Genomic DNA, 12,542 nt, shown 5'->3' on the forward strand with positions numbered 1-12,542 from the left:
TATTTTTACTTTAAAGGAGTTTTCCATGCGTATTCGTCCCGCCACATTGCTGTCCGCCCTGATCTTCGGCAGCGTCGTCTTCAGCGCTTCCGCTTCCGCCGTCGGCCTGGGTTTCCTGGCCGATACGCCCATGGCTTACCTGAACAAGAACGACAAGCCCGTCTTCGTGAAGGCCGTCACCGACGTGCTCAATGACAAGAAGGATGGCGAAACCGTGCAATGGAGCAATGAAGGCTTGCGCAATTCCGTGCGCATCGCGGCCGAGATCACGGCCAGCGACACGGAAAAGACGGATGCGCAAACATGCCGTAAGGTGCAGGTTGCCTTGAACGCCAAGGGCCAGGAACAGACCCTCAAGCTGAAGGTCTGCAAGGCCGGCGCGGCCGCGTGGAAAGTGGCGAAGAGCTGATTGCCCGTGCATTTCCCTTGCCGGTTCTGCACCGGCAAGGTGCGACTTTCTCATAAGTAAGTGTTGCAGCGGTTAGAATCACGCTTTACCCTCACTTTTCTCACCTGCATGCAGCAAAGTCGCCTCCTGTTTTTCCGCCTGGCCGGCCAGTTTCGCCGCTATGGCGCCATCGTTGCCGCCACCTTGCTGGCCGTGGGCGTGGCGTCCGCCACCGATGTGTTGTTAATCCGCCAGTTGCAAAACGTCGTCGATGCCATGCGCGCGACGGCCAGCACGCAGGTCGCGCCCGTGTCCGGCGTGATGGGCATGTTGCAGGGCTGGGTCGACCGTTTCTTGCCTGCACAGGCGGGGCAGGTGGACCTGTGGGTGATTCCCGCCACTATCCTGGGCCTGGCCGTGCTGCGCATGGTGTCGAGCTTTGCCGGCGATTATGGTTCCGTCTGGCTATCGAGCCGGGTGCAGGCCGACCTGCGCGAAAAGATGTTCGCCACCATCATGCGGCTGCCCAGCCGCTTTTTCGATACCACCACCACCAGCCTGACGCAGTCGCGCGTGGCCTTCGACGCCAGCCAGGTGTCGCAGGCGGGCTTGAACGTGCTCAACGTGATGGTGCGCGACTCCGTCGCCACCGTCGGCTACCTGATCCTGCTGTTCAGCATCGACGTGAAACTGGCCCTGTTCTGCATGGCGTCGATGCCCATCGTGGCCATCGTCGTGACCCTGGCGGGACGCCGCATGCGCCACCTGAGCAAGAGTTCGCAGCAAGCCGTGGGCGAGCTGACGTCCGTGCTGGACGAAAGCATAGCCGGCCAGCGCGTCGTGAAAATCTTTGGAGGGCAAGATTATGAACAGGCGCGCTTCGTCGACGTGGTCAAGCGCAACCGCCAGCTGGCCGTCAAGCACGCGGCTACTTCGGCCATGAATTCCGGTTTCATCATGATGCTTGTCGGCATTACCCTGTCGTCCGTGATCTATTTCGCCATGCTGCGCGCGCAGAGCGGCGCCATCACGCCGGGCGCCTTCGTCGCGTTCATGGGCGCGCTGATGGCCATGCAGTCGCCGATCAAGAACTTGACGAAGATCAATGAACCGCTGCAGCGGGGCCTGGCGGCAGCCGAGTCCGTCTTCGGCTTGATCGACATGCCGCTGGAACCGGACCCGGGCACCATCGCGCCGGTCACGGTGCAGGGCAATTTGTCCTTGCAGAACGTCCATTTCCGCTACAACAGCGACGATCCCGATGCACCCACGGCCTTGAGCGATATCACGCTCGACATCCGCGCCGGTGAGACGGTGGCCCTGGTGGGCGGTTCCGGCGGCGGCAAGACAACCTTGCTGGGCTTGCTGCCGCGCTTCTATGACGTCAGCGGCGGCCAGATCCTGCTCGACGGCGTCGACGTGCGCGACTACGCCTTGCTGGCCCTGCGGCGCCAGTTCGCCCTCGTCAGCCAGGATGTGATCCTGTTCAATGATACGATGGCGGCGAATATCGCCTACGGCGATCCGGCCCCGGACCAGGACAGGATCGAAGCATCGGCGCGCGCTGCCTACGCCCACGACTTCATCATGCAACTGCCGCAAGGCTACGACACGCAGGCGGGGCAGAACGGTTCGCGCCTGTCGGGCGGACAACGCCAGCGCCTGGCCATCGCCCGCGCCCTGTACAAGGATGCGCCGATTTTGCTGCTCGACGAAGCGACCAGCGCGCTGGACACGGAGTCGGAGCGCTCCGTGCAGGCCGCGCTGGAAGTGCTGATGCGCAACCGCACCACCATCGTCATCGCCCACAGGCTGTCGACCATCGAAAGCGCCGACCGCATCGTCGTCATGCAGGGCGGGCGCCTGGTGGAATCGGGCAGCCATGCGGACTTGCTGCAGCAGGGCGGCGCGTATGCGCGCCTGCATGCGAGCCAGTTGTCGCCCGTCAAGGATGCCCTGGGCTGACGCCTGGCCCATCCTGCGCCTGCCCATGCGCCAGGCCGGAGCCGGACCAGCAGGTCCGTCCCGGCCTTTTTTCATGGGGCGGCAATCGTGCCTGTGGCGACCGGCGCTTGCCTTTATGATGGCAGCCGCAAAGCAACATGAACAATGGAGCAACATGAAGAATCAACAGACAATGCGCTGGCTGCTGGCCGCCGCGCTGGGTATGAGTACGGCCTTGCCGCTGGCGGCACAGGAAGATACGCCGTCGCCGGCAACGGCTTCCCATCACGCGCAAGAAGAGGACAGGACCATGTATCTGGATGAAAATTTCATGCCCAGCAACGAGCGTCGCGCCGTGTATGCGCTGCGCACGCCGCCCGTGCGCGACGAGGCGCTGGGCGCCTGGCATGTACGGCTCGAATTTCCCGATACGCCGGGCGTGCTGGCCTTTGAAACCTATGCCACGGACCTGGACTTGAGTCAGGTCAAATTCGTGAAGTTTCGCAAGTACTACCACGAGAATGGCCAGCTGCTGCGTGAAACCTATTTCAATGCCCAGGGCGAGGAGCTGCTCGGCGGCTCCGTGTACTTCGAGAGTGGGCAGGTCCAGCAGCGGGTGACCGCCTTGCCGAACGGGCGCGACAGCATATCGGAAACGTATCACCAGAATGGCCAGCTGATGAGCCGCACGCTGTATCACGGCGACGAGATGGCCGATGGCGAGCAAGTGTCGTATGGCGCGAACGGGGCCGTCAGCAACCGCTCGTATCGACGCCATGGCCAGATGGATGGTGTGGAGGAATCGTTTTATGCCGATGGCAAGCTGTTCCGGAAGGGGCGGTACGTCGATGGCCAGCGCGAGGGCGAGTTCGTCATGTACGCGCAGGATGGCAAGGTGCTGGCCCGGACCGTCTGGGTGCACGGCCAACCCGACGGCTGGTCGTTTGAAAGCCATGGCAATGGCGTCGTGTCGAACAAGACGCTGTACCAGAAAGGCGCCGTGCTCAGCTTGCAAACGTGGGCCCCGAATGGCCGGCCCGTGTTTGCCTGGCAGAAAGACGCGCAGGGGCGCGACCACGGCGACACGACGGATTGGCATGCCAACGGCGCGCGCGCCAGCGTGACCCCGTTTGTCGAAGGCCAGCGCCATGGCTTGCTGCAGACGTGGTACGACGATGGCAGCCTGCGCCAGATCGTGCCGTACGAACACGGCAAGAAGCACGGCATCGAGCGCCAATGGGACAAGGCCGGCAAGCTGGTGCTGGAACAGGCGTGGCAAGCCGGAGAGCCAGTTTCCATGCGCTAGGAGTCGTCCGCCTTTGCAGGTATCATGCAGGGATTCCGGCCCGCCAGCAGGCGTGAAGCCGGCGGGATAACTGGAGGCAATGGTGGTGGAAGCGGAAGTATCGGCGATGGCCAGGGCGCAAGGCATGGCCTTGCAAAACATGCGCGTCGTGATGCGCGCGGCGCAGCGCCACTCGGCGCAGATCGAGAAGCAATGCGGCGTATCGGGCGCGCAATTGTGGGTGATGCAGGAATTGCTGGAGCGGCCGGGCTTGCGCATGGGCGAGCTGGCCAGCAAGATGTCGATCCACCAGACGACGGCCAGCAACCTGGTTGAGGCGCTGGTCAAAAAAGCCTATGTGCGCAAGGCGCGCGACCAGCCCGACCAGCGCGTGGTGACCTTGACCCTGACGGCGGAAGGGCAGGCCGTGATCGCTGGCGCGCCGCAGCCGGCGCGCGGCTTGCTGCCCAGCGCGCTGAGCCAGCTCGATGCCGACAGCCTGGCGCACCTGAACCAGGGCTTGAGCGCCTTGCTGGCCGTCGTCGCTCCCGATGACAGGCAGGCGGGCATGCAACCGTTTCCGTTCACCATGTAATCCCTGGCAAGCGTGCGGCTGGACCGCCGCGCTTGCCATTATCATCGGCGCTGTCGCACTGTTGATGAAAGCACGCATTGAAGATATTCACATCCGTTTTGCTGGCCACCGTCCTGGCCGGTTCTTCCACCATTTGCATGGCCAACGAGTTGGCCATCCCGGCCTTGCCTTCCGGGCAATCGCCGGCCTCCCTCTATTTCGACGCGGATTACCAGCCCGCTGCGCCCGCTGCGGCCATGTACGAGCAGCGCGCACCGTTGCACCACGATGCGGCCCGCCAGGCCTGGCATTGGCAGCTGCATTTCGCGCAGCCGCCAGGCAGGCTGCACATGGATGCCTGGCTGCGCAGCCCGGATCTGGCGTCGCCCGGTTACGTCTACCAGCGCAGCGTGTATTTCGCCGATGGCCAGCTGGGCTTGCTGGAAGAGCGCAATGGGGAAGGAGACTTCGATGGCGTGACCGTCGCGTACTATGCGGACGGTACGGTGAAAAGCCGCAAGGCTTACCGCGCAGGCGAGTACGAAGGCTTGCATAGCCACTATCATGCGAATGGCCAGCCGAGGCATGCATTGCTGTATCACGCGGGCCAGCCCGCCGATGGCGAATTCCTGAGCTTTGACGAGCATGGCCAGGTCAGCAACCGCGCGCATTTCGTCGATGGCGTGCTGACCGGTGAAGTGACGGCGTTTCATCCGGATGGCAGGCTGGCCGAGCGGGGACCGTATCTGGACGGCCAGCGCAACGGCCTGCACCAGGCCTGGTGGCCGGACGGCAGTGAAATGTCGCGCCTCAATTTCCTGCATGGCAAGCCGCAGGGCTGGTCGCTGCTGTATTTCGCGAATGGCCAGCTGGACCAGAAAAACCTGTTCGAGGATGGCGTCATGCTGAGCACGCAAAGCTGGCGCGACGATGGCACGCCGCTGCGCCAGCGACAGCAGGATGAGCAGGGCCGCGCGCAGGGCGAGGACAGGCAATGGCATGCGAACGGCAAGCTTGCCCGGCTCGTTGCCTACCATGATGACGTGCCGCATGGCGTCTGGCGGGAGTGGCATGCGGACGGCTCGCCCCGCCATGCCGTGGACTACGTGCACGGGCGCAAGCAGGGCCTGGAACGGGCCTGGGCCGGCGACGGCACGCGCACCATCTGCGAGTGGCAGGATGGCCGCTTGCTGCGTGCCTGCCGCAGTTTCTAGCTTGCTGCCGCTGGCAACCGTTGCAATTGCAGCTGCGCCAGCGCCCCGTACAGCGGTTCGCTGAGTACGCGCGACACCGTGCTGGCGACGACGGCGCAGGCCATCAGGCTCAGCACCATGCCGTGGCCGTCGACCATTTCCATGACAATGATGAAGGCTGTCAGCGGCGCCTGCGTGGCGGCGGCCAGGAAGCCCACCATGCCCAGCGCGATCAGGGCCGGCGCGTGCGGATAGTGCAGCAGCACGGCGATATCGTGGCCAATGCCGGCGCCGATGGCCAGGGACGGCGCGAAGATGCCGGCCGGCACGCCCGACCAGACGGTCAGCCACGTCGCCACATACTTGAAGGCAACAAAGGCAGGGGAGGCGTCACTGGCGCCTTCCAGCATGGCGCGCGTGGCCACAGTGCCGCTGCCGAACGTGGCGCCGTGGCTGGCGATGCCGATGGCCGCCACCAGCACGCCGCAGACGGCGGCGAACAGCACGGGCCGGCCTGTTCTCCACGCAGACAATTTTCCCAGCGGATTGCCCCGGGCGGACGCCAGCAGCAGCCGGGCGAACAGGCCGCCCGCCACGCCCGCGACCAGGGTCACGAGCAAGCCCGGCAAGGCCAGCGCCAGGCCGATGGGGCCGGGGTGGATGATGCCGAAATGGGTGGCGTTGCCGTGGATCGACACGGCCATCATGCCGGCCAGCACGATGCCGGCCACGATCAGGCCGCTGTTGCGCTGTTCCGGCGAGCGTGACAGTTCCTCGATGGCAAACATGACGCCGGCCAGCGGCGTGTTGAAGGCGGCCGCGATGCCGGCCGCGCCACCGGCCACCAGCAGGGAATGGGCGCTCACCTGCGAGTGACGGGGCAGCCAGCGGCGCGCGGCCAGCATCACGCCGGCCGCGATCTGCACGGACGGCCCTTCGCGCCCCAGGGACAATCCCCCCAGCAAGCCGCCGGCCGTCAGGCAGATTTTCGCGGCACTGAGTTTCAACGAGACAAACAAGGAGCGCTGTTCCGGCGCCACGGCAGGGTCCAGGGTGGCCATCACTTGCGGGATGCCGGAACCGGCCGCGCCCATCGCGTAGCGGCGCGTCAGCCAAACCAGCAGGGCGGCGCAGGCCGGTGTCCACAGCAGGGCAAACCACCAGGCCTTGCCGTTAAAAAAGAGAAACAAGTCCAGCGCTTCTTCCGCCAGCCACGTAAAGCCCACGACGACGAGGCCCGCGATGGCAGCCATGCCGACGACGACGGCGCGCGACCACCACAGGCGCGGGTTGGCAAATTCATGCTTGAAGGCAGAGGGAATATCGTGCAAGTGCTTCATTGCGGCAAGTCCAGGAAGGGGCGCGCAGGGCGTCGGGGAGACTTGCCATTATATAGATGTATTTGTTCAAATGTATTTCCTGTGCCTTATTTGTGGGCAATTGACGACAACAGCTGCGCCTCGGCCAGGAAATCGACGAGCGCCCGCACTTTCGGCGCCAGGTGCGGCCCGGACGGCCACAGCAGCCAGCAACTGTGGGCTGGATGGTCGGCGATCGCGTAGTCCCTCAGCACCTCGACCAGGCCGCCGTCGGCCAGCGCGCTGCGCACATGAAAGTCGGGCAGCCAGGCGATGCCCAGGCCTTGCCGGGCGAAGTGCAGGCGTGCTTCCACGTTGTTGCAGATCATGGACAAAGGCAAGTCCGGCGCAGCCTGGCCATCGTCCTGGCGCAAGCGCCACTGTTCGACCTTGCCGCTGTGGCGGAAGCGGTAGTGCAGGCAAGTATGGTGTTGCAGATCAAGAGGACAGCGCCTGTCGCCGATGGATGCCGCCACTTTACGGCGCGCGCATGCGCTGCTGGAGCGGGGCGGGCAGCCGGGCAAGATCGTCGTCAGCGATTGAATCTGGCTTACACGAACAGCTCGTGTCGCGCGCTCTGGCTGATGGCGATGGTGGCCGGGTGGCTCAGGCGCCGTTCCGTGGTGATCGCGTAGACTTGCTCGACGAGGCTGTCGACCCGGCCCAGCGCCACCACGGCGTACTGTTCGCAGACCTGGGGCGCGATCACGGTGGGCGCAAAGAACAGGCCGGCGCCGGACTGGCCGAAGGCTTTCATCATGGCGCTGTCGTCGAACTCGCCGACGATGCGCGGGTGCAGGTTGTTGTCGCCCAGCCACTGCAGCAAGCGTCCGTAAATGGCGAAGTCTTCGCCGGGCAGCAGCAGCGGCGCGCCATCGAGGCATTGCGGGAAGCTCCCCGTCAGGGTGGCGGCCAGCGCTGGCGTGCCGAACAGGGTCATGCCGCTTTCGCCCAGCAAATGGTTAAAGCCGCGCACGCTCAAGTGGGCCGGCATGGGACGGTCAGCCATGATCAGGTCGAGCCGGTGCACGGCCAGGTCCGCCAGCAGGCTGGCCAGCCGGCCTTCGCGGCAAATGATGCGCAGCGGCTCGGCCAGTCCCAGCGCCGGCGCGACGAGGCGGCAGGCGATCAGTTTTGAGACGGAATCGGCGCAGCCCACGCGGAAGGTCGTCGTCGTGGTGCGCGACTGGTCGCGCACGATTTCCAGCAATTCATCGCCCGTGCTGAAGATGCTTTCGGCATGGCTGAGGATGCGCCGGCCCGTGTCCGTCAATTCCAGCTGGCGCCCGCTGCGGCGGAACAGTTCCACGCCCAGGGTGTCGGCAAACTCGCTGAGCTGGCCGGAAATCGATTGCGGCGTCAGGTGCAGCTGCTCGGCCGCGCGGGCGATGCTGCCCGTCTTTGCCACCATCCAGAAATAGCGCAAGTGCTTGAAGTTGAGTGTCGACATGGTATTTCCCGGCAGATTAATACATCGAATTTTTCGATGTATTCTTAAATTATATTCGATTTGTTCGATGTTTATATTCGGACTATGATGGCTGCTCAATTCATGCAAGGAGAGTGCCATGGACTTCAGGATACAAACAGAGCATTGCGGAGGCCGCCGATGAACGGCCTGGAAAGTATTGCAACGGCCCCCATGTGGGCCGGCTTCATCGCCTTTGTCCTGGTGATGCTGGCGCTGGACTTGTTCGTCTTTGGCGGCAACAAGGCGCACAAGGTCAGTGTCAAGGAAGCGGCGACATGGTCGCTCGTGTGGGTCAGCCTGGCCCTGCTGTTCAACGGCGGCCTGTGGTGGTATCTGAACGGCACGGCCGGTCCCGAGATCGCCAACCAGAAGGCGCTGGAATTTTTCTCCGGCTACCTGATCGAGAAAGCCCTGTCGGTCGATAACGTGTTCGTCTTCCTGCTGATCTTCAGCGCCTTCCAGGTGCCGATCCAGTACCAGCGCCGCGTGCTGATCTATGGCGTGCTGGGCGCGATCGTCATGCGCGCCGTGATGATCATGGCCGGTGCATGGGTGGTGAGCGAGTTCAGCTGGGTGCTGTACCTGTTCGGCGCCTTCCTGTTGATTACAGGCATGCGCATGCTGGTGGCGGCCGATGCGGAACCGGACGTGGCGAACAACCCGGTGCTGCGCTTTGCCCGCCGCCACTTGCGGGTGGCCGACGGCGACCATGGCGAGCGTTTCTTCGTGGCCAAGGGTGGCTTGCGTTATGTCACGCCGTTATTCCTGGTGCTGATCCTGATCGAGGTGACGGACCTGGTATTCGCGGTTGACTCGATCCCGGCGATCTTCGCCATCACGACGGACCCGTTCATCGTCTTCACGTCGAACCTGTTCGCCATCATGGGATTGCGGGCCCTGTACTTCCTGCTGGTGGACGTGGCTGACCGCTTCCACATGCTCAAGTATGGCCTGGCGATGGTGCTGGTGTTCATCGGTGCAAAGATGCTGATCATGCCGTGGTACCACGTGCCGGTGGAAGCGTCGTTGCTGGTGGTGGCAGTCCTGATCGTGTCGAGTTGCGTGGCCAGCGTGTTCATCGCCCGCAGCGACAAACAGTAAAACAGCAGTACGGCGCGCCCCGCACGGCGGTGGCGCGCTTTTTAAACTCACAATGGAAAAGAGATTATGCGTACGTATGAAGTAAACAGTCCCCAGGCAGCGGGACGTATCCTGGCCCTGATGATGGTGGTCGACGGCAACCTGGCCAGCGCCGAGCTGCAAGCCATGCACCGCAGCAAGATCCTCGAGCATATCGACCTGGCGCCGGCCGCCTTCCAGCAACTGCTGCAAGACTTGTGCGACGACATGCTAACGTCGACCGTGCATGGCGCCGTGCAGCTGGCCAATGGCGTGATCGACAGCCTGCTCGATGAAATCGATGACCCGGACTTGCGCCGCAAGCTGTTGCAAGCCATGTGGAAGATCGCCGATGCGGACGATTGGCTGGCCGATGGCGAAGCCGTCTTGCTGGCCCGCGCCAGCGCGGCATGGTCGGCGGAAACGAACTTCCGCGCGCATGCCGCGTGATGCGCATCAAGCCGTCTTGTGACCCATGGCAATGACGGCGGCGCCGGCCAGGGCCAGGCCCACGCCGGCGATGTCCGTCCAGGCCGGCGTGACGCCGTCCACCAGCCACAGCCATCCCAGCGCCGTGGCGATATAGATGGCGCCATACGTGGCATACACCCTGCCGCTGGCGGCCGGGTGCAAGGTCAGCAGCCAGACGAAGATCAAGAGGCTGACGGCGGCCGGTAACAGCAGCCAGGCGCTGCCCTTGTTGCTCAGCCATAGCATGGGCAGGTAGCAGCCCAGCAGTTCGGCCACGGCCGTGACGGTAAACAGCCCGAAGGTGCGGGCCAGTCCAGTCCATTCAATTGCATCGTTCATTGCATTCCTGTTTTTACCGTCGAGTAGCCATTGTAGCTGCCAGGCTGCCGGCCCTGCTATGATCGGAACCGGATCCCGGAGGAAACAAAATGACGACCACCCCAGCGCCACGCGCCTTGCTGCAAGCCATGTTCCAGGCCGCCATCGAAGCGGCCCAGCCATCGCACTGCATACCGCCCCATCTGCCGCCCGCGCCCAAGGGCCGCCTGATCGTCATTGGCGCCGGCAAGGCGTCGGCCGCCATGGCGCAAGCCGTGGAACGGCACTGGCCGGGGCCGCTGTCGGGCCTCGTCGTCACGCGCTATGGCTATGCCGTGCCGTGTGAGCGCATCGAGATCGTCGAAGCGTCGCATCCCGTGCCGGATGCGGCCGGCATGGAGGCGGCCCGGCGCATGCTCGAACTGGTTGCCAACTTGCAGGCCGACGACACGGTGCTGTGTCTGATTTCGGGCGGCGGCTCGTCCCTGCTGGCCTTGCCGCTGGAGGGCATCAGCCTGGAAGACAAGCAGGCGCTGAACCGCGCGCTGCTGGCGTCGGGCGCCACCATCGGCGAAATGAATTGCGTGCGCCGCCATTTGTCCGCCATCAAGGGCGGGCGCCTGGCAGCCGCCTGCCATCCGGCGCAAGTCATCACTTTGGCGATTTCCGACGTGCCCGGCGACAAGCTGGGCGATATCGCGTCCGGCCCCACGGTGGGCGACGCCACCACGTGCGAGGACGCGCTGGCCATCGTGCGCCGCTATGGCATGGACTTGCCGGACAGCATACGCAAAGTGCTGGAAAGCGGGCGCGGCGAATCCGTGAAGCCCGACGATCCCCGTCTGGCGCGCACGCACACCACCCTGATCGCCACGCCGCAGATGGCGCTCGAAGCGGCAGCCGCCGTGGCGCGCGCGGCCGGCGTCACGCCGTATATATTGGGCGACAGCCTGGAGGGCGAGGCGCGCGACGTGGGCAAGCTGATGGCCGGCATCGCACTGCAAACGGCCGTGCGGGGCCAGCCGTTTCCCGCCCCGTGCGTGCTGCTGTCGGGCGGCGAAACGACCGTCACCGTGCGCGGCAACGGCCGTGGCGGGCGCAACGTGGAATTCCTGCTGGCGCTGGGCATCGCACTCGATGGGCACGAGGGTATCCACGCGCTGGCCGGCGACACGGATGGCGTCGACGGCCAGGAAGACATCGCCGGCGCTGTTCTGGCGCCCGACACCCTGCAACGGGCCTGGACCCAGGGTATCAAACCGCGCGACAGCCTCGACGACAACGATGGCCATGGCTTCTTCCAGGCGCTGGGAGACAGCGTGGTCACGGGCCCGACATTGACGAACGTCAATGATTTCAGGGCTATCCTGATTACCTGATTACTGGAAACCTTCCAGCACAATCTTCCCTTTTGCCGTATTGCTTTCCAGCAGGGCATGTGCGCGCTTCAAATTCGCCGCATTGATCGTGCCGAAGCGCTCGGCCAGGGTGGTCTTGATGATGCCCGCATCGACCAGCTGCGCCAGCTCTTCCAGTAGATCATGCTGCTTGACCATGTCGGCCGTCTGGAACAGCGAACGGGTAAACATCAGTTCCCAGTGCAGCGACACGCTCTTGCCCTTGAACTTGCGCACGTCGATGTGCTCGGGGTCGTCGATCAGGGCGAACTTGCCCTGCGGCGCGATCAGTTCCACGATCTGCTCGAAATGCTTGTCGGTCTGGTTCAGGCTGATCACATAATCGACGGGCGGCAAGCCCAGGCGCGTGATTTCTCCCGCCAGCGGCAGGCTGTGGTCGATCACGTGGTGCGCGCCCAATTCCTTCACCCAGTCCGCCGTTTCCGCGCGCGAAGCCGTGCCGATGATGGTGACACCCGTCAATTGCCGCGCCAGCTGCACCAGCACGGAGCCGACGCCGCCGGCTGCGCCGATCACGAGCAGCGACTTGCCCGTCAAACTCTTGTCGCGGCTGAGCTGCAGGCGGTCGAACAGCAGTTCCCAGGCCGTAATGGCCGTCAGCGGCAGGGCGGCGGCCGGGGCAAAGTCCAGGCTGGCGGGCATGTGGCCGACGATGCGCTCGTCGACCAGCTGGAATTCGCTGTTGCTGCCGGGGCGGTTGATGGCGCCCGCGTACCAGACTTTATCTCCCACCTGGAACAGGGTCACGTCGGGGCCGACGGCGGTGACGACGCCGGCCGCATCCCAGCCCAGCACTTCCGGCTGGCCCTCTTTCGGGGCGCGGTTCTTGCGCACCTTGGTGTCGACGGGATTGACGGAGATGGCGCGCACGGCGACGAGCAGGTCGCGCCCCGTGGCGACGGGCACGGGCAGCTCGATGTCGAGCAGGGCGTCGGCATCCGTGATGGGCAGGCTGTGGTGGTAGGCGATGGCTTTCATATTCTTCCTTTGGTAAAACAGTGAT

General features: G+C 64.4%; 13 protein-coding genes. 8 read left to right on the plus strand and 5 right to left on the minus strand.

All coding sequences use genetic code 11. From position 1 onward, the window contains the following. The first annotated feature begins 25 nt into the window (after positions 1-25). The 5 genes from LSO07_RS09630 to LSO07_RS09650 all read left to right on the plus strand — a co-directional run bounded on the left by LSO07_RS09630 (position 26) and on the right by LSO07_RS09650 (position 5,405). Positions 26-409 carry a hypothetical protein gene (locus tag LSO07_RS09630; RefSeq protein WP_139179371.1) on the plus strand — a complete coding sequence of 128 codons (384 nt, stop codon included), beginning with the start codon at positions 26-28 and terminating at the stop codon, positions 407-409. A 108-nt stretch (positions 410-517) separates the two neighbouring features. Then, a complete protein-coding gene (msbA, locus tag LSO07_RS09635; protein WP_151093580.1) occupies positions 518-2,353 on the plus strand; it encodes a lipid A export permease/ATP-binding protein MsbA in 1,836 nt (611 codons plus the stop codon). 154 nt (positions 2,354-2,507) lie between these two features. Further along, positions 2,508-3,638, plus strand: a complete 1,131-nt coding sequence (locus LSO07_RS09640) for a toxin-antitoxin system YwqK family antitoxin (protein WP_191909611.1) — start codon at positions 2,508-2,510, stop codon at positions 3,636-3,638. Between the two features lie 79 nt (positions 3,639-3,717). Beyond that, positions 3,718-4,212, plus strand: coding sequence for a MarR family winged helix-turn-helix transcriptional regulator (locus tag LSO07_RS09645; RefSeq protein ID WP_034786664.1), 495 nt, complete (start codon positions 3,718-3,720; stop codon positions 4,210-4,212). Positions 4,213-4,289: 77 nt separating this feature from the next. Further along, on the plus strand, positions 4,290-5,405 hold the full coding sequence (locus LSO07_RS09650) for a toxin-antitoxin system YwqK family antitoxin (protein ID WP_151093584.1): 1,116 nt from the start codon (positions 4,290-4,292) through the stop codon (positions 5,403-5,405). Here LSO07_RS09650 and LSO07_RS09655 read toward each other — a convergent pair. The 3 genes from LSO07_RS09655 to nhaR form a co-directional block, all read right to left on the minus strand. Continuing rightward, positions 5,402-6,724, minus strand: a complete 1,323-nt coding sequence (locus LSO07_RS09655; RefSeq protein ID WP_151093586.1) for a chloride channel protein — start codon at positions 6,722-6,724, stop codon at positions 5,402-5,404. The genes LSO07_RS09650 and LSO07_RS09655 overlap by 4 nt on opposite strands. Positions 6,725-6,810: 86 nt before the next feature. Further along, positions 6,811-7,266, minus strand: coding sequence for a LysR substrate-binding domain-containing protein (locus tag LSO07_RS09660; protein WP_208672458.1), 456 nt, complete (start codon positions 7,264-7,266; stop codon positions 6,811-6,813). A 26-nt stretch (positions 7,267-7,292) separates the two neighbouring features. Continuing rightward, a complete protein-coding gene (nhaR, locus tag LSO07_RS09665) occupies positions 7,293-8,192 on the minus strand; it encodes a transcriptional activator NhaR (protein WP_034786371.1) in 900 nt (299 codons plus the stop codon). A 159-nt stretch (positions 8,193-8,351) separates the two neighbouring features. Between nhaR and LSO07_RS09670 the strand changes: the two genes are divergently transcribed. Further along, a complete protein-coding gene (locus LSO07_RS09670; protein WP_151093588.1) occupies positions 8,352-9,314 on the plus strand; it encodes a TerC family protein in 963 nt (320 codons plus the stop codon). Between the two features lie 66 nt (positions 9,315-9,380). Further along, entirely contained in the window at positions 9,381-9,782 is a 402-nt protein-coding gene (locus LSO07_RS09675; protein WP_034786369.1) for a tellurite resistance TerB family protein, read from the plus strand. Between the two features lie 6 nt (positions 9,783-9,788). Here LSO07_RS09675 and LSO07_RS09680 read toward each other — a convergent pair whose 3' ends face one another. Then, positions 9,789-10,142, minus strand: coding sequence for a YnfA family protein (locus tag LSO07_RS09680; RefSeq protein WP_034786368.1), 354 nt, complete (start codon positions 10,140-10,142; stop codon positions 9,789-9,791). An 89-nt stretch (positions 10,143-10,231) separates the two neighbouring features. Here LSO07_RS09680 and LSO07_RS09685 point away from each other — a divergent pair, with 89 nt between their 5' ends. Beyond that, a complete protein-coding gene (locus LSO07_RS09685; protein ID WP_151093591.1) occupies positions 10,232-11,500 on the plus strand; it encodes a glycerate kinase type-2 family protein in 1,269 nt (422 codons plus the stop codon). Here LSO07_RS09685 and LSO07_RS09690 read toward each other — a convergent pair whose 3' ends face one another. Next, the gene (locus tag LSO07_RS09690; RefSeq protein WP_151093593.1) at positions 11,501-12,517 is read right to left on the minus strand and encodes a zinc-binding alcohol dehydrogenase family protein; all 1,017 of its coding nucleotides are present in this window, start codon (positions 12,515-12,517) and stop codon (positions 11,501-11,503) included. It abuts the gene before it with no gap. Positions 12,518-12,542 lie beyond the last annotated feature (25 nt).

The sequence above is a fragment of the Janthinobacterium sp. PLB04 genome (assembly GCF_021165895.1).
GTDB lineage: Bacteria > Pseudomonadota > Gammaproteobacteria > Burkholderiales > Burkholderiaceae_D > Janthinobacterium > Janthinobacterium lividum.